This is a genomic window from Methylobacterium terricola (genome assembly GCF_006151805.1).
GTDB classification, from domain to species: domain Bacteria; phylum Pseudomonadota; class Alphaproteobacteria; order Rhizobiales; family Beijerinckiaceae; genus Methylobacterium; species Methylobacterium terricola.
In genome coordinates, this window is record NZ_VDDA01000004.1 from 326,391 (window position 1) to 343,274 (window position 16,884).

The 16,884-nt window shown below is 72.7% G+C and carries 12 protein-coding genes; 6 read left to right on the forward strand and 6 right to left on the reverse strand.

The window, feature by feature from the left end; genetic code table 11:
* The first annotated feature begins 269 nt into the window (after positions 1-269).
* Entirely contained in the window at positions 270-1,664 is a 1,395-nt protein-coding gene (locus tag FF100_RS12025) for a leucyl aminopeptidase family protein (protein ID WP_246102041.1), read from the forward strand.
* Here the strand turns inward: FF100_RS12025 and FF100_RS12030 are convergent.
* Positions 1,628-2,602: an EcsC family protein gene (locus FF100_RS12030; protein WP_139035939.1), complete on the reverse strand. Its 975-nt coding sequence runs from the start codon at positions 2,600-2,602 to the stop codon at positions 1,628-1,630. The two genes, FF100_RS12025 and FF100_RS12030, sit on opposite strands and share 37 nt — an antisense overlap.
* Positions 2,603-2,689: 87 nt before the next feature.
* Positions 2,690-4,027 carry an AmpG family muropeptide MFS transporter gene (locus tag FF100_RS12035; RefSeq protein ID WP_139035940.1) on the reverse strand — a complete coding sequence of 446 codons (1,338 nt, stop codon included), beginning with the start codon at positions 4,025-4,027 and terminating at the stop codon, positions 2,690-2,692.
* 277 nt (positions 4,028-4,304) lie between these two features.
* Here FF100_RS12035 and FF100_RS12040 point away from each other — a divergent pair, with 277 nt between their 5' ends.
* Both FF100_RS12040 and FF100_RS12045 read left to right on the forward strand, forming a co-directional pair.
* Entirely contained in the window at positions 4,305-5,399 is a 1,095-nt protein-coding gene (locus FF100_RS12040; RefSeq protein ID WP_139035941.1) for a PAS domain-containing protein, read from the forward strand.
* On the forward strand, positions 5,396-5,812 hold the full coding sequence (locus FF100_RS12045; protein WP_246102042.1) for a response regulator: 417 nt from the start codon (positions 5,396-5,398) through the stop codon (positions 5,810-5,812). Before FF100_RS12040 ends, FF100_RS12045 begins: the two co-directional genes overlap by 4 nt.
* A gap of 151 nt (positions 5,813-5,963) precedes the next feature.
* Here FF100_RS12045 and FF100_RS12050 read toward each other — a convergent pair whose 3' ends face one another.
* Positions 5,964-6,539, reverse strand: coding sequence for a DUF1349 domain-containing protein (locus FF100_RS12050; RefSeq protein ID WP_139035942.1), 576 nt, complete (start codon positions 6,537-6,539; stop codon positions 5,964-5,966).
* Entirely contained in the window at positions 6,539-9,319 is a 2,781-nt protein-coding gene (gene mutS / locus FF100_RS12055; RefSeq protein WP_139035943.1) for a DNA mismatch repair protein MutS, read from the reverse strand. The genes FF100_RS12050 and mutS overlap by 1 nt, the downstream gene beginning before the upstream one ends.
* 229 nt (positions 9,320-9,548) lie before the next feature.
* Here mutS and FF100_RS12060 point away from each other — a divergent pair, with 229 nt between their 5' ends.
* Positions 9,549-11,840, forward strand: a complete 2,292-nt coding sequence (locus FF100_RS12060) for an NADP-dependent malic enzyme (protein ID WP_139035944.1) — start codon at positions 9,549-9,551, stop codon at positions 11,838-11,840.
* A gap of 7 nt (positions 11,841-11,847) precedes the next feature.
* Here the strand turns inward: FF100_RS12060 and FF100_RS12065 are convergent, their stop codons facing one another.
* Positions 11,848-12,432, reverse strand: a complete 585-nt coding sequence (locus FF100_RS12065) for a metallophosphoesterase (RefSeq protein WP_139035945.1) — start codon at positions 12,430-12,432, stop codon at positions 11,848-11,850.
* 225 nt (positions 12,433-12,657) lie between these two features.
* Positions 12,658-12,921, reverse strand: a complete 264-nt coding sequence (locus FF100_RS12070) for a hypothetical protein (protein WP_139035946.1) — start codon at positions 12,919-12,921, stop codon at positions 12,658-12,660.
* Positions 12,922-13,080: 159 nt separating this feature from the next.
* On the opposite strand from FF100_RS12070, the gene FF100_RS12075 reads away from it, so the two are divergent.
* Entirely contained in the window at positions 13,081-15,096 is a 2,016-nt protein-coding gene (locus FF100_RS12075) for a putative bifunctional diguanylate cyclase/phosphodiesterase (RefSeq protein WP_139035947.1), read from the forward strand.
* Between the two features lie 503 nt (positions 15,097-15,599).
* Positions 15,600-16,805 carry a fumarylacetoacetate hydrolase family protein gene (locus tag FF100_RS12080; RefSeq protein WP_139035948.1) on the forward strand — a complete coding sequence of 402 codons (1,206 nt, stop codon included), beginning with the start codon at positions 15,600-15,602 and terminating at the stop codon, positions 16,803-16,805.
* Positions 16,806-16,884 lie beyond the last annotated feature (79 nt).

A 16,884-nucleotide genomic window follows, 5' to 3' on the forward strand; every position in this document is an offset into this window, starting at 1 on the left:
GCATGACGTCTCCTCGCATGACGGCTCCCTCACGCGCGACGCGAGGAGGTCCGGGGTGACGCCGGAGGGCTGCCGGGGTTCCCGAACGGAGCATGCCCCGCCGCCGTGAAGACCGGCTCGTCGGAGGCGAGGCGGCATCCCCCGAAGGCATGGAGCGGCGTCCGGTGGCCGCGCGACCGGGCGCTGCCCCGGCGGCCGCATTGACAACCGCTGCGGTTTGCCTCCCCCTCCGGCGGGTACCGTGCGCGTTGAAGGAAGGGATGCCCCGCGTGACCACGCTCCTGCCCGCGACCGAGGGCGCCGTCCCGATCCGCTGCGTCGATGCCGCCGGCTGGCCGGCGGTCGCGGCGGAGCTGCCGCCGCTCGCCGCCGCCTTCGCGACCGCCAGCGGGTTCGAGGCCAAGCCGGGCCGCATCGCCCTGCTGCCGGGGCCGGACGGGACGCTGGCGACCGTGCTGTTCGGGGTCGAGGCCGGCGAGCGGGGCGATCCGTTCGCGGTCGGGCGCCTGCCCGACGCCCTGCCGGAGGGAACGTACCGGTTCGAGGCACTGCCCGGAGATCCGGCGCTCGCCGCCCTCGCCTGGCAGCTCTCAGGGTACCGCTTCGGCCGCTATCGCGACCGGCCGGCGCCGAAGGCCCGCCTCGTCGCGCCGGACGGCGTCGATGCCGGCGAGATCGACCGCATCGCGCGGGCGGTCGCCGCCGGCCGCGACCTCGTCAACACCCCGGCGAACGACCTCGGCCCGGCGGAGATCGAGGCGGCGGCCCGCGCGCTGGCCGAGCGCTTCGGCGCCGCCTGCACCGTGGTGTCGGGCGAGGCGCTGGAGCGGGGTTTTCCGCTCGTCGCGGCGGTCGGCCGGGCCTCGCCGCGGGCGCCGCGCCTGATCGACCTCACCTGGGGAGAGGCCGACGCGCCGAAGGTGACCCTCGTCGGCAAGGGCGTGGTGTTCGACACCGGCGGCCTCGACATCAAGCCCTCGGCGGCGATGCTGCTGATGAAGAAGGACATGGCCGGTGCCGCGGTGGCGCTGGCGGCGGCCGAGATGGTGATGGGCGCCGGCCTGCCCGTCCGCCTGCGGGTGCTGATCCCGACGGTCGAGAACGCGATCAACGGCGAGGCTTTCCGCCCCGGCGACGTGCTGGCGAGCCGGAAGGGTCTCACCGTCGAAATCGGCAATACCGACGCGGAAGGCCGGCTGATCCTGGCCGACGCGCTGGCGCTGGCCGACGAGGAGGCGCCCGATCTCGTCTTCGACTTCGCCACCCTGACGGGGGCGGCCCGGGTGGCGCTCGGCCCCGACCTGCCCGCCCTGTTCACCGAGGACGACGCGCTGGCCGGCGAGCTGGCCGCCATCGGCCTCGCGGTCAACGACCCGGTCTGGCGCATGCCGCTCTGGGGCCCCTACGCGTCCCTGCTCGATTCGAAGATCGCCGACCTCAACAACGTGTCGGGCGGCCCCTTCGCGGGCGCCGTCACCGCGGCCCTGTTCCTGCGCCGCTTCGCGACGAAGGCCGGGGCGCATGTCCACCTCGACCTCTACGGCTGGAACGCGGGGACCAAGCCGGGCCGCCCTGAGGGCGGCGAGGTGCAGACCGCGCGCCTCGTCTACGCCCTGCTGAAAGCCCGCTACGCGGTGCCGGGCGAGGCCCGCTCCGCCTCGTAGGCCTCGCGCACCAGGGTCTTGCCGTAGCGGCGCTCCAGCCGCCGCACGGTGAAGTGGCCGCGGGCGATGGACTGGAAATGGTCCATGAAGGCGGTGTTGACCGCGGCTCCGCCGATGGCGCCGAGCACCGGCACCGCCTGGGCAGCGAGCTTCTGCGACACCACTCCCCCGAACCGGGCGCCGACCTGGCCGGCGAAGCGCATCAGCGCCGGCGCGCTCTCGTCGAGAAGGCCGCGCCCGGCGGCGTAGCGGGCCGCCTCCGACATCGCCTTGGCGAGCGCGCCGCGGACCGCGAAATAGCCGCTCTCGGCCGCGTTGCCCGTCGCCCCGTCCGCCTGCGTCGCGCCGCGGCCGCCGAGGGCGAAGACCTGCATGCAGGCGAGCGCGGCCTCCGGATCGCCGAGATCCTCGCCCTCGCGCTGGGCGATCTCGGCGATCGAGCGCAGCATCAGGGTGGTGGAGAGCGGCAGCTCGACGGCGAGCGTGGTGATGCCGAAGGCGCCGCCGATCGCGCCCGACACCGCCGCCAGCGCCTTGTGGCCGCGGTCGCCGGGCGGGAAGCGTTCGAGCAGCTCCATCGCGCGGCTGCGCCACGAGGCCGGGAAGGACGGGGAGACGTCGGGGCCGAGCGGCACCAGCGCGCCGGCCTCCGGCGCGGTCTCGGCCGCTTTCGGCAGGGTGGCGAGGGCGACGTGCAGGGCGCCGCGCATGGCCGTCTCGGTGGCGTGGCCGACCGCGTCGACGACCGGCGCCGGCAGGGCGCGGGTGATCATGTCGAGGGGCGCACCGGCCATCGCCGACAGCCGGCCGGCGAGGCTCGGCCGCTCCAATGCCTCGACCGCCCGGCGTAAGGCGCTGCGGTCCTCGGCGCTCAGGGGCTCCGGCGCCCCGAGCGGGACGGGGGACGGGGCGGGCTCGACGGCGACGATCTCGGACACGGACGCTCCCTCGCGGACGATCAGCGGCTTCCGGGACTAAAGCTGGGGCGCCGGGGGCCGGTTCCGCAAGGGGCGGTCCCCTCCCCCTCAGGCCCGGGCCGGCATCTCGTCGGCCGGTGCCGGGCCGGTCTCGCCGGGCAGCATCCGCAAGGACAGGCAGAGGAGGGTCACCGGGATGCCGACCGCCGCGGTCATCACGAAGAAGGTCGGATAGCCGAGGGATTCGACCGCGAAGCCCGACAGGCCGCCGACGAACTTGCCCGGCAGGGCATAGAGCGAGGAGAGCAGCGCGTATTGCGTCGCCGCGAAGGCCGACGAGGTCAGGCTCGACATGTAGGCGATGAGCGCCGTGCCGGCGAAAGCGCCGGCGAAGTTGTCGATGCTGATGCTGGCCACCAGGAGCGGCAGGTCGTGGCCGGCGAGGGCCAGCCAGGCGAACATCAGGTTGGAGGCGGAGGCCGCGATCCCGCCGATCAGCAGGGCCGGGTACAGCCCGAGCCGGCTCACCGCGATGCCGCCGGCGAAGGCCCCGGCGATGCCGATCCAGACGCCGTAGACCTTCGAGACCGTGGCGATCTCCGACAGGGAAAACTTCATGTCGATGTAGAGCGGGTTCGCCATGATGCCGGACACGATGTCGGGCAGGCGATAGACGGTGATCAGCGCCAGGATCAGCACCAGCCCCGAGCCCTTGCGACGCACGAGATCCGCGAAGGGATCGACCACCGCCTCGCGCAGCGCATGGCGCCAGCCGCGCCGCGGGCCCGGATCCTGCGCCGCCACCTTCGGCGCCGCGAGGGTGCCGGCGACCGCCAGGATCATCAGCGCCGCCATGGTGCCGTAGGCCGGCGCCCAGCCGAAGGCGTCGGCGACGAACAGGGCGCCGGCACCGGCGCAGATGCGGGCGAGGCTGTAGCCGAGCTGGTAGGAGGCCAGCATCATGCCCTGGCGCTCGGTCGGCGCGGAATCGATGCGCCAGCCGTCGACGACGATGTCCTGGGTCGCCGAGGCGAACGCGATCACCAGGGCGCAGACCACCATGTAGCCCAGCGATACCGCCGGATCGCCCCGGCTCATCGCGATCAGGCCCGCCGCCACGGCGAACTGCGCCAGCAGCATCCAGGCCCGGCGCCGGCCGAGGAGTCGCGACAGCACCGGCACGTCGAAGCGGTCGATGACCGGCGCCCACAGGAACTTCAGCGTGTAGGCGAGCGAGACGTAGCTGAGGAGCCCGATGCTCGACCGCTCGATGCCGGCGCTGCGCAGCCAGGCCGACAGGGTGGCGAAGACCAGCAGGATCGGCAGCCCGGCGCCGAAGCCGAGCACCAGCATCAGGGCCATGCGCCGGTCCGCCACCACGTCCCGCAGGGTGGCGCGGGTGCGCGACAGCCAGCTCGTGCCCTGTCTCCCGGCCGTCGTCGTCATCGCGCTCCTCGTCTCCCGAAGATTCTGGGAAAGCTCCCGGTGCCGCGTCACATCCTGCCGCCCTTCGAGCCCAGGATGTGGGCGGGATCATGATGGACAAAGGATTAAGATTGCATCCACCGGAGCTTACGCGGCGGCCGGGAACCCCGCCCCCCGTTGCGGGTTCGCTGATCGGGACAGGGCCAAAGGCCCCGCTCCGCCCCGGATCGTCCGGGCGGGGCCATCACGCGGGCGGGTGCGGATGATCGGGTTGGACGCTCCGAGGCAGGCTGAGCCGATGACCGCGCGGGCGGCCGACGCGCCGCAGGCCGCGTCCTTCCTCGCCGCCTTCCAGGCCTCCGAGGCCCCGATGGTGATGACCGATCCCCACCGAGCCGACAACCCGATCGTGTTCGCCAACCCGGCCTTCTGCCGCCTCACCGGCTACGCGCCGGACGAGGTCGTCGGCCGCAATTGCCGCTTCCTGCAGGGACCCGACACCGATCCGGCCGCCGTCGCCCGGGTGCGCGAGGCGGTGGCGCTCGGCGAGCCGTTGCAGATCGACATCCTGAACTACCGCAAGGACGGTCATCCGTTCTGGAACTCCATGACCCTCACGCCGGTCCGGGACGAGGACGGAACCCTGCGTTCCTACTTCGCGGTGCTCACCGACGTGACCCGGGCGCGGCAGGCCGAGCGGGCGCTCGCCCGGGAGAAGGACGGGCTCGCCCAGGACATCGAGGCGCGCAACCGGGCGCTGCAATCCGCCCTCGACCAGCAGACCGCCCTGCTGCACGAGGTCGATCACCGGGTGAAGAACAACCTCCAGGTCATCTCCTCGCTGGTGCTGCTCAAGGCGCGGCGCGCCCGCGACGCGGCCTGCCGCGACGTGCTGCGCAGCATGGCCGACCGGATCGGGGCGCTCGCCACCGTCCACCGCCTGCTCTACTCGCTCAGCGACGTCGCCCGCTTCGACCTGCGCGACTTCGCCGACGACTTCGCCGCCGAGCTGGAGGCCGGGATCGATCCCGACCGGATCGCCCTCACGGTCGACGTGGCGGCGGTGGCGGTGCCGGCGTCGATGGCCGCCCCCCTGGCGCTCCTGGTGCACGAACTGTCCGTCAACGCGGTCCGGCACGCCTTTCCGGGCGAGCGCCATGGCCGGGTCGCCATCACGGCGCGGGTGCATGACGAGCGCCTGATCCTCGAGGTCCGCGACGACGGCGTCGGCCTGAACCCGCAATCCGACAATCCGGAGGGCTTCGGGCGCGACCTCGTCGGCATGCTGGTGCGCCAGCTGCGCGGCAGCCTCGCCTTCGAGGACCTGAACCCCGGCACGAGGGCGCATGTCGTGCTGCCCCTCGGCCCCGGCCTCGCCGGAGCCGGGCCTTGAGCGGGGTCGCCCTGCGGGTCCTGATCGTCGAGGACGAGGTGTTCATCGCCCTCGAGCTCGAATGCCTGCTGGAGGAGGCCGGCCACGTGCCGGTCGGCGTCGCCACCCGCTCGGCCGAGGCGATCGCGCTCGCTCGCGACCTCGCCCCCGACGTCGCCCTCGTCGACATCCACCTCGCCGACGGCCCGACCGGCGTCGCGGTCGCTCAGGCCCTGAGCGCCCAGGCGGGGACGGTCGTGCTGTTCACGACAGCCAACGCCAAGCGCGTGCCCCCGGACTTTGCGGGAGCGGTCGGGATCATCGCCAAGCCGTATTCGGAGCGGGTGATCCGCGCGGCGCTCGCCTACGTGGCCGGGCGGTATCACGGCGGGGCGGCGACCGGGGCGCCGGACGGGGTGGTGCTGGCGCCGTAGGGATCCGGGGACGGCACGGCGCAATCCGACTGGGCGACGCGCTTCGCGGGACCTCGACCCGATCGGCAGACGTGACGCGTCCCGGGGCGTCCCGAGTTTCCAGACACGGCACCGGAATGACGACGGAGAGCGTCAGGTCCGTTTGGCCTGGTCACGACAGGTCGTGCAGCGCCTTGCCCATCGGGCCTCCGACCGTGAAGTCGGAGAACTTGACCCTCAACCCAGCACGTTCCGGCGTACAGCACATCGGACCGACACTGTAAGGTCCAGCAGGGAACGGGCACAGCCGCATGAGCGGCCAATGCACTCCGTCGGATGAGACCTGCAGCCGGAGCACGCCGGCGGCCACTGTCGCGCGCAGCCAGAAATCCCCCGGGTCATGTCCGTAGGGCGCTGTCGCCCAATCAGACCGGTCGACCGTCAAAACGCTGCTGATCATCGGCAGACCGTCCGACCATTCGATCCCCGCCTTGACCCACTGGCGCGGCGAGACACGCACCATCAGGCCGGCCTGATCGTACAGATCCTCGTACTGCGCCTGAACCCGCACCTGCGCGGTGAAATCGCCGACGCTCATCACCCCGAGGAAGTGGCCCGTATCGCGGGTGAATCCATAATGGGTTTCCCGCCAGAAATCGGTGGCCCGATCCGTGACGACGTGGAGGGCTCCGTGCTCCCGTCGCCACGTGACCGGCTCGTTGAGCCAGACCCCGTCCTCGACGCTCATCACCCCTCCGCCCGCGCCGCCTTCAACCGATAGAGCGCATCCAGCGCCTCCCGCGGGCTCAACGAATCCGGGTCGATCCCGTCGAGGAGCAGCCCGACCGGGTCGGGCTTCGCCACCGGCGGGGCCGGCGGCGGCGGGCCGGCCGGCATCGCGGAAAACAGCGGCAGCTCGGCCGGGGCCTTCCGCCGCCCAGACCCGCCCTCCCCCCGCTCCAATTCGGCGAGGAGCGCCTTGGCGCGGGCGATCACCGCGGCGGGCAGGCCGGCCAGCCGCGCGACCTGGAGGCCGTAGGAGCGGTCGGCGGCGCCGGGCACCACCTCGTGCAGGAACACCACGTCGCCCTTCCACTCCGTCACCTTGAGGGTGGCGTTGGAGAGCCGGTCGAGGCGCTGGGCGAGACCTGTCAGCTCGTGGAAGTGGGTGGCGAACAGCGCCCGGCAGCCATTGGCGCCGTGCAGGTGCTCCAGGCAGGCCCAGGCGATCGACAACCCGTCGAAGGTCGCGGTGCCGCGGCCGATCTCGTCGAGGACGACGAGGGAGCGCTTGGTCGCCTGGTTCAGGATCGCGGCGGTCTCGACCATCTCGACCATGAAGGTCGAGTGGCCCCGCGCCAGGTCGTCGGCAGCACCCACGCGGGAGAACAGCCGGTCGACGAGACCGAGATGGGCGGACGTCGCCGGCACGAAGGCGCCCATCTGGGCGAGCACCGCGATCAGCGCGTTCTGGCGCAGGAAGGTCGACTTGCCGCCCATGTTCGGGCCGGTGACGAGGAGGATCTGGCCCGCCGTGTCGCCGGAGAGGTCGCAGGCATTGGCGATGAAGGCCTCGCCGGCCTTCGTCAGCGCCGCCTCGACGACGGGGTGGCGCCCGCCCTCGATCCGGAAGGCGAGTCCGTCATCGACGACCGGCCGGGTCCAGTTCAGCTCGACCGCGAGTTCGGCGTGCGAGGCCGCCACGTCGAGGGCGGCCAGCGCGCCTGCCGCCGCGACGATCGAGTCGGATTCCGCCATCACGGCCTTGGACAGGCTCTCGAAGATCTCGAGCTCGAGGGCCAGCCCCCGGCCGGCGGCGTTGGCGATCTTGGTCTCGAGGTCGCCCAGCTCGACGCTGGTGAAGCGCATCGCGTCCACCATGGTCTGGCGGTGGACGAAGGTGGCGCGCCAGGGATCCTTCAGCAGCGTCTCGCCGACGGCCTGCGGCACCTCGATGAAGTAGCCGAGCAGGTTGTTGTGCTTGATCCGGAGCGTGCGGCAGCCGGTGTCGGCGGCGTAGCGGGCCTGGAGGCCGGCCACCACCTGACGCGAATCGCGCTGGAGCGTACGCGTCTCGTCGAGCTCGGGGCGGTAGCCCTCGCGCACGAAGTTGCCGTCGCGACGCTGGAGCGGCAGGTCGTCGGCGAGCGCCGCGGCGAGGTCGTCGGCGAGCGCCTCGTCGAGGCCGGCGAGGATCCGGGCGGCCTTGCCGATTTCGCCCGGCAGGGCGCCGGCCCCGGCGAGCGCCGTCGCGATGCCGCGGGCGGCGAGCAGCCCGTCGCGCAAAGCCGCGAGGTCGCGGGGCCCGGCGCGGCCGAGCGAGATCCGCGACAGGGCGCGGGCCATGTCGGGGGCCCGCGCCAGCTCGGCCCGGAGTTCGGCCCGCAGGGCCGCCTCGCCGACCAGGAACTCGACCGCGTCGTGCCGGCGCCGGATCAGCGCGAGGTCGGTCGAGGGGCCGGCGAGCCGCTCGGCGAGGAGCCGGGCGCCGGCACCGCCGACCGTGCGGTCGATGGCGGCGAGCAGGCTGCCCGACCGCTCGCCCGAGAGGGTGCGGGTGAGTTCGAGGTTCTGGCGCGTCGCCGCGTCGATCATCAGACTCGCGCCCGCCGCTTGGCGGGCCGGCGGGCCCAACGTCACCTTGGCGCCGAGCTGGGTGCGGGCGATGTAATGCAGCACCGCGCCCGCCGCCGCGACCTCGACCCGGCTGAAGGTGCCGAAGCCGTCGAGGGTCTGGACGCCGAACTGCTCCTTCAACGCCCGCTCGGCGGAGGCCGGATCGACGTCGCCGCGCCCGACCGGGGTCACCGCGGCTTTGGCGTCACGCCACAGGCGGGCGAGGTCGGGGTCCTGATAGATCCCCTCCGCCATCACGATCTCGCGCGGGTCGAGCCTCGCGATCTCGGCCGACAGACCTGCACCCTCGACCTCGCCGAGCGAGAAGCGCCCGGTCGAGATGTCGACGGCGGCAAGGCCGTAGCACCAGGCTGACTCCGAGGTGCGCCGGCGGGCGAGCGCCAGCAGCACGTTGGCCCGGCCGGGATCGAGCAGGCGGTCTTCCGTGATGGTGCCGGGGGTCACGAGGCGCACGACCTCGCGCCGCACCACCGATTTCGAGCCACGCTTCTTCGCCTCGGCCGGATCCTCGGTCTGCTCGCAGACCGCGACACGGTGACCGAGGCCGATCAGGCGCTGGAGGTAATCGTCCGAGCGCTCGACCGGCACGCCGCACATCGGGATGTCGGCGCCGGCATGCTTGCCGCGGCGGGTCAGCACGATGCCGAGCGCGCGCGCGGCGGTCTCGGCGTCCTCGAAGAACAGCTCGTAGAAATCCCCCATGCGGTAGAACAGCAGGGAGTCCGGGTTCGCCGCCTTGATCTCGATGTACTGCGCCATCATCGGCGAGACCTTGGTCTCGTCGTCGGGGGCGGCGGCCCGGCGGGTGCGGGCGGGCGGCGGCGGCGCCTCGTCGGCCGGCTCGTAAGCCTCGTTGCGCAGCAGGCGGCCGGTATCGCTATCCATCGTCATGAGATCAGGGGGCTGTCGTCGCATCCGCGGCATCGTGGTCGGGCAGACTACCAGAGGCTCGTGCCCGCGTTCCAGGCCGGCACTTCGGGGATGATGGGGATGATCATCCCCGGTTTAAAATGGGTCGGCGGCGGGTGTCAGCGCCGCAGCGCCGCTTGAGCCGGCCGGGTCATGGCCCTAAGGGACGTGTCCCCTTGAGTCTGATCCCGGTCGCAGAGAAGAGCTTGGCATGAGCGAGTCCCGCCCCGTCACCCGCGGCAAGCGCCCGACCTTCACCGACCAGGAGGCGCTGCAATTCCACCAGCAGGGCCGCCCGGGCAAGCTCGAGGTGGTGGCGACGAAGCCGATGGCGACGCAGCGCGACCTGTCGCTCGCCTACTCGCCCGGCGTCGCGGTTCCCGTGCTCGCCATCGCCGACGACCCGGCGCTCGCCTACGACTACACCGCCAAGGGCAACCTCGTCGCGGTGATCTCGAACGGCACCGCCATCCTCGGCCTCGGCAACCGCGGCGCGCTCGCCTCGAAGCCCGTGATGGAGGGCAAGGCGGTCCTGTTCAAGCGCTTCGCCGACATTGATTCCTTCGACCTCGAGGTCGGGACGGAGGATGCCGACGCGTTCATCAACTGCGTGCGCTATCTCGGGCCCACCTTCGGCGGCATCAACCTGGAGGACATCAAGGCCCCCGAGTGCTTCATCATCGAGGAGCGCCTGCGGGAATTGATGGACATCCCGGTCTTCCACGACGACCAGCACGGCACCGCGATCATCTCGGCCGCGGGCATGATCAACGCCCTGCACCTGACCGGCCGCGACATCGCCGAGACCAAGCTCGTCGTCAACGGCGCGGGCGCGGCGGGCATCGCCTGCATCGAGCTCGTCAAGGCGCTGGGCTTCCGCTCCGAGAACGTGATCCTGTGCGACACCAAGGGCGTGGTGTTCCAGGGCCGCACCGAGGGCATGAACCAGTGGAAGTCGGCCCACGCGGTCGCGACCTCGAAGCGCACCCTCGAAGAGGCGATGGAGGGCGCCGACATCGCGTTCGGCCTCTCGGTGAAGGGCGCCTTCACCCCTGCGATGATCGCCTCGATGGCGCCGCAGCCGATCATCTTCGCGATGGCGAACCCGAACCCGGAGATCACCCCCGAGGAGGTGGCGCAGGTCCGCGACGACGCCATCGTGGCGACCGGGCGCTCGGACTACCCGAACCAGGTCAACAACGTCCTCGGCTTCCCCTACATCTTCCGCGGCGCGCTCGACGTGCACGCGACCACGATCAACATGGAGATGAAGATCGCGGCGGCCGAGGCCCTGGCGGCCCTCGCCCGCGAGGACGTGCCGGACGAGGTCGCGGCGGCCTACCAGGGTACCCGGCCGCGCTTCGGGCGCGAGTACATCATCCCGGTGCCGTTCGACCCGCGCCTGATCCACACCGTCCCGCCGGCGGTGGCCAAGGCCGCGATGGAGACCGGCGTCGCCCGCAAGCCCATCGACAACATGGACCGCTACCGGGCCCAGCTCTCGGCCCGGCGCGACCCCGTCGCCGGCACGCTCAACCGGGTGTTCGAGCGGGTGCGCAAGTACCCGAAGCGCGTCGTCTTCGCCGAGGGCGAGGAGGAGGTGGTGATCCGCGCCGCGGTCTCCTTCGTCAACCAGGGCCTCGGCACCGCGATCCTGGTCGGCCGCGAGGACCGGGTGATGGCTAATGCCGAGGCCGCCGGCATCGACCTCTCGGGCCGCGACAATATCGAGATCCACAACGCCGCCAAGTCGGACCGCAACAGCGTCTACGCGCAGTTCCTCTACGCCCGGATGCAGCGCAAGGGCTTCCTGTTCCGCGACTGCCAGCGCCTGATCAACCAGGACCGCAACCACTTCGCCGCCTCGATGGTGGCGCTCGGCGACGCGGACGCGATGGTGACCGGCACCACCCGCAACTACTCGATCGCGCTCGAGGACGTGCGCCGGGTCATCGACCACAAGCCCGGCCACCGGGTGATCGGCGTCTCGCTCTGCCTCGCCCGCGGCCGCGTGGTGCTGGTGGCCGACACCGCGATCCACGAGATGCCGAGCGCCGAGGAGCTGGCCGGCATCGCGATCGAGGCCGCGGGCGTCGCCCGCCGCCTCGGCTACGAGCCGCGGGTGGCGCTGCTGTCCTTCTCGACCTTCGGCTTCCCCAAGGCCGAGCGCGCCGAGAAGGTGCAGGAGGCGGTGCGGATCCTCGACGGGATGCGGGTCGATTTCGAGTATGACGGCGAGATGGCGGCCGACGTGGCGCTGAACAAGGACCTGCTCGCGCAGTACCCGTTCAGCCGCCTCAAGCAGCCGGCCAACGTCCTGGTGATGCCGGCCTTCCACTCGGCCTCGATCTCGACCAAGATGCTGCAGGAGCTCGGCGGCGCCCAGGTGCTCGGGCCGCTGATCGTCGGCCTCGACAAGGCGGTGCAGATCGTGCCGCTCGGGGCGACCGATTCCGACCTCGTCAACATGGCGGCGCTGGCGGCCTACAACATCGGCGGCTGAGCGCCGCTCACTGGCCGCCCGCCCCGCGGGCGGCCTCCTCCCTCGCCCAGTCCCTCGCCAGCTCCTCCGGCACCAGCGTCGCCGCATCCTGGCGCGCGGCGATCGCCGCGAGCCTGACCGGGCGATACGCCCAGGCATCGACCCCGACGTCGCAGGACCGCGTGGTGTCGGGCAGCGTGCCGTGAGTGTGGCCGTAGAGGTGGCGGGTGCCGCGCCACAGGCCGGGCCAGGCCCGGTGGGCGTAGTGGGCCAGGAACAGCCGCCACTCGCGCCCGTCCTCGCGGAGGGTGACGCGGGCGCTCTCGACCGGCGGGTCGGCCCAGGGCAGGTCGAGGACGCGGTTGCTGTCGTGGTTGCCGCGCACCAGGCGCTTGACGCCGTTCAACCGCGAGAAGATCGCCTGGCAATGCGCGCGCTCGGCATGGGCCGCGAAGTCGCCGACATGCCAGACCTCGTCCTCGGGTCCGACGGCGGCGTTCCAGTTCGCCACCAGGGTCTCGTCGTGCTCCGCGATGGACGCGAACAGGCGACCGCGCTGACGCAGGATGTGAGCATCGCCGAAATGCGTGTCGGCGGTGAAGAAGACGGCCATGCGCACCCGGAGCGAGCGTGACGGATGCAGGCTCAGATGGGGCGGCGGCGGCCGGCGGCACGGGACGGATCGCCGCGTCGGCGGCCCTAGGCGGTGCCGCGGAGCCCCGGGATTTCATGCGCGCCGACGGCACGATCAGCCGCGTCCTCCCCAGGCCGCGAAGCGGAGCAAGGAATGACGCGGCGGGGCGCGACGATCAGCGGATCACCGTCCGCCGGTGAATCCTCAATAGCTCCGGCCGGCGCCGTAGCCGTAGCCGTCGCGCGGGCGCACCCGGGCGCCGTAATCCATGTCGCGCTGGGCGCGACGCTTGGCGAGGGCCCGGCCGGCGAGGCAGCCCGCCACGGCGCCGACGACGCCGCGCTCGGCGAGGTAGTGACCGGCGATGCCGCCGATGATCGCGCCCTTGATGCAGCCCTTGGCCTGCGCCGCGCCGGCACCCATCACGGTCATCGCCGCCACGACCGCCACCTTCGCCACGTTCCGCATGATGCTCCTCCGCTCTGCGAACACGTTAACAGCCAGGCTCGGCCCGCGTTCCGTCGCGGCAGTGGCGGCACTGGCGATCGGGCCGGGTTGACGTCGGGACCATCAACGATTCTTTACCCATAAGCTGGTACGACAGCGACGCTGACCCACCGAGGTGCCATGTCTGGACCAGGCCGCCAGAGAGCAGGTTCCGAGAGGCCGCGCGCGGATGACGGCCCGGTCCTGCGCGCCTCCATCCGGCGCGACCAGCTCGATTCCGTGCGCCTCAGCGTGCAGCAGGCGATGCCCGTCAACGCGATCCTGGGCGCGACCGGCGCCCTGGTGGCCGCCCAGGCCGGGCAGTGGCTGGCCGGCCTCGCCTGGTTCGCGGTCTCCTCGGTCGTCAACCTCACCCGGATCGGCCTGTGCCGCGCGCCCTGCGCCGGCCTCTCCGCCTCCGAGACGCCGTCGCCCGGGGAGGCGCGGGCGGCCGCCCGCTCGGTCGATCTCCACCTGCGACTCGCGACCCTGGCGGCGTTCATCTCGGGCGTGGTCTGGTCCCTGGTGGCGGTCCTGTGCGGTGGCTACACCGCGCCCCAGACCCTGTTTTACCTCATCGTTACCTGCGGCATCACCGCGGGCGCGGTCACCCACGGCATGGCCTTCGCGGCGATTCCCGCGAGCTTCATCACGCCGCCGCTCCTGACCGCGGCGGGCTGCCTTGCCTGGTCGGGCGGGTTCGACCGGATCTGCCTCGCCCTCACGGTGCTGGTCTATCTCGCCGCCCTCCTGCGCGCCGCCATCGAGACCGAGCGCGGCTTCCGCCGCACCTCCCGGCTGAAGAACGAGGCCACCGCCCTGGCCCAGGCCCGCCAGGAGGCGCACGAGGAGGCCTCGGCGCTCGCCGACGAGATGCGCCGCCGCGCCACCCACGACGCGCTGACCGGGCTGATGAACCGCGCCGGGTTCGCGCAAGGGGCGGAGGAGCGGATCGCGCGGCCCGGTCCGGCGCCGTGCCTGATGCTGCTCGACCTCGACGGGTTCAAGTCGGTCAACGACGTCTACGGCCACTCGACCGGCGACCGGGTGCTGGTCGAGGTGGCGCGGCGCCTGCGCCGGACCCTGCCGTCCGGCGCCCTGGCGGCCCGGTTCGGCGGCGACGAGTTCGCGGTGCTGTACGATCCGGCGGGCGGCCTGCCGCCGGCCGATCTCGCCGCCGCCCTGATCGCCGCGATCGTCGAGCCGTTCGAGAGCTTCGATACCGGCCGTCTCGGCGTCAGCATCGGCCTGTGCCACGCCCACGGGCCGAGCCTGACCCAGATGCTGAGCTGCGCCGACGAGGCGCTCTACGCCGCCAAGGCCGCCGGGCGGAACCGCTTCCGGATCTTCGACGAGGGCCTGCGCGGACGCCTCGAGATGCGGCGCGACAGCGAGCGCGACCTCTCCCACGCGCTGGTGGAGAACGGCCTGGCGGTGTGGTTCCAGCCGATCTTCGGCGAGGGCGGCGGCCGCATCGCCGGCCTGGAGGCCCTGGTGCGCTGGCGCCACCCGACCCATGGCTGGATTCCGCCCGGCGAGGTCGTCGCCGCCGCCGCCCGGGCCGGGCTGACCGAATCGCTCCTGCGCTTCATCCTGGAGCAGGTCTGCGGCGCGCTTTCGACCCTGCGTGCCGGCGGCGTGTCCGACATCCGGGTGGCGATGAACGTCTCGCCGCGGGAGATGGCGCAGGTCCCGATCGACGAGATCGTGCTCGACCGCCTGCGGGCGCTCGGCCTGCCGCCGTCCCTGCTCGAGATCGAGATCACCGAGGAGACCGCCCTCGACATCGAGGCGGTGCAGGACAAGCTCCTGGCCCTCTCCCGCGCGGGGATCGGCGTGGCGCTCGACGATTTCGGCATCGGCTACTCGTCGCTCGCCTCCTTGCGCCAGCTGCGCGCCGGCCGGGTCAAGATCGACCGGAGCCTCGTCACCGGCCTGGCGACCTCGGACGACAAGCGCGGGCTGGTCCAGGCGGTGCTCGGCCTCGGCCGGGCCCTCGGCATCGAGGTGGTGGCCGAGGGCGTCGAGACCGCCGAGGACCTGGCAACCCTCAGCGCCCTGGGATGCCCCTACCTGCAGGGCTACCATCTCGGCCGCCCGGCCCCCGCAGACCAGGTTCTGCGGCACGTCCTGGCCTGCCGCTCGGACGCGGCCTGACGCCCGCGGAATGTCGCCGTCGTGCGGGAGCGCGACCCGGGCACTGGGCGATCATGGGCCGTGTCCGGTCCATGATCGCCCCGGTCCGCTCACGGGACCGACGCGCCCCAGCCCCGCGCCGCCCTCGCCCCCAGAGCGCCCGCGGGCGGGAGCCTGCCGCGGGAGAGGCGCCACGTCGGGGCAATCCGACCGGCATGCCCGACCGACACCCGGGACGGGGATCCCGGCCGGTCCCGGGCCGCGAAGCCCGGACCCGGCGGCGCACGAAGCGCGATCCGGACGCGCGGGTGGGGCCGAACCGCGGAATGCCGGCCGCCCTCCCCTCGCCGACCTGCGGGTCTGGATCCCGGTCTCCGCCGCGCGGCGCCCGAGGGCATCGATTTCGTCGCGCATACCGGTCCAGACCCGCACCGGGCGCTTCCCCGCCGCTGCCGATCGGCTTAGGTCTCTCCCGGTGCCGCGCACCCGCCGAACGGGCGCCGGCCGGGAGGAGACCTCACCCCATGCAGCCGATTCTCGACGCCTACGACGCCCGCGCCATCCTGCCGGAGGATGGCTGTGCCGGAGCGCTGGCCGGCCGGATCTGGCGTCCGGAGCTGAACGGGCCGAGCATCGTCGCGGTGCGCCAGGGCGCCGACGGCGTGCCGGAGCTCGTCGACATCACCCGCGCCTTCCCGACCATCCGCGACCTGTGCGAGACGCCCGACCCCGCCGCCGCCCTGCGGCAGGCCGCCGGCGAGACCGTCGCTCCCCTCGACGCGGTGCTCGCCAACACGGCCCCGGACACCCGCGACCCCTCGAAGCCCTGGCTCCTCGCGCCGGTCGACCTCCAGGCGGTGAAGGCCGCCGGCGTCACCTTCGCGGTCTCGATGCTGGAGCGGGTGATCGAGGAGCGGGCGCGCGGCAACCCGGACGCCGCGGCGGCGATCCGCCTCGAGGTCGGCCGTCTCGTCGGCGACGACCTGCGCCGCCTCAAGCCCGGCTCGCCCGAGGCGATGTCCCTGAAGGCGGTGCTGGTGGCGCAGGGCGCCTGGAGCCAGTACCTCGAGGTCGGCATCGGCCCCGATGCCGAGATCTTCACCAAGGCGCAGCCGCTCTCCTCCGTCGGCTGCGGCCAGGAGGCCGGCCTGCATCCGGGCTCGCAGTGGAACAACCCGGAGCCCGAGGTGGCCCTGGTGGTGGCCTCCGACCAGCGCATCGTCGGGGCGACGCTCGGCAACGACGTCAACCTGCGCGATTTCGAGGGGCGCTCGGCGCTGCTCCTCGGCAAGGCGAAGGACAACGCCGCCTCCTGTGCGCTGGGACCGTTCCTGCGCCTGTTCGATGACGGCTTCACGCTCGACGACGTGCGCCGCACCGTGGTGAGCCTCGAGGTGACCGGCGAGGACGGATTCCGGCTGTCGGGCACGTCGGCCCTCTCCGAGATCAGCCGCGACCCGGCCGACCTCGTCGACGCGATGATGGGCGGCACCCACCAGTATCCGGACGGCGCGGTGCTGTTTCTCGGCACGATGTTCGCGCCGGTCGAGGACCGGGGCGCCCCGGGCCAGGGCTTCACCCACAAGGTCGGCGACCGGGTGACGATCCGCAGCCCGGGCCTCGGCGCTCTGGTCAACCGGATGCGCCATTGCCAGGATTGCGAGCCCTGGACCTTCGGCGCGGCCGCGCTGATGCGCAACCTCGCGGTCCGGGGTCTGCTGGCGGCCTGAAGTCCCGGGGCGCGAAAACCCCGTCGGGCCCACCGGCCGTGACATTAGCGTCACGGAAACCGTGGAGGCCTTCCCGCGC

Excerpts from the sequence above, each read along its gene's own strand:
- FF100_RS12065 (WP_139035945.1), bottom strand. The coding sequence starts at position 12,432 with ATGGCCGTCTTCTTCACCGCCGACACGCATTTCGGCGATGCTCACATC.
- mutS (WP_139035943.1), bottom strand. The coding sequence starts at position 9,319 with ATGACGATGGATAGCGATACCGGCCGCCTGCTGCGCAACGAGGCTTAC.
- FF100_RS12070 (WP_139035946.1), bottom strand. The coding sequence starts at position 12,921 with ATGCGGAACGTGGCGAAGGTGGCGGTCGTGGCGGCGATGACCGTGATG.
- FF100_RS12060 (WP_139035944.1), top strand. The coding sequence starts at position 9,549 with ATGAGCGAGTCCCGCCCCGTCACCCGCGGCAAGCGCCCGACCTTCACC.
- FF100_RS12040 (WP_139035941.1), top strand. The coding sequence starts at position 4,305 with ATGACCGCGCGGGCGGCCGACGCGCCGCAGGCCGCGTCCTTCCTCGCC.
- FF100_RS12075 (WP_139035947.1), top strand. The coding sequence starts at position 13,081 with ATGTCTGGACCAGGCCGCCAGAGAGCAGGTTCCGAGAGGCCGCGCGCG.
- FF100_RS12080 (WP_139035948.1), top strand. The coding sequence starts at position 15,600 with ATGCAGCCGATTCTCGACGCCTACGACGCCCGCGCCATCCTGCCGGAG.
- FF100_RS12035 (WP_139035940.1), bottom strand. The coding sequence starts at position 4,027 with ATGACGACGACGGCCGGGAGACAGGGCACGAGCTGGCTGTCGCGCACC.
- FF100_RS12050 (WP_139035942.1), bottom strand. The coding sequence starts at position 6,539 with ATGAGCGTCGAGGACGGGGTCTGGCTCAACGAGCCGGTCACGTGGCGA.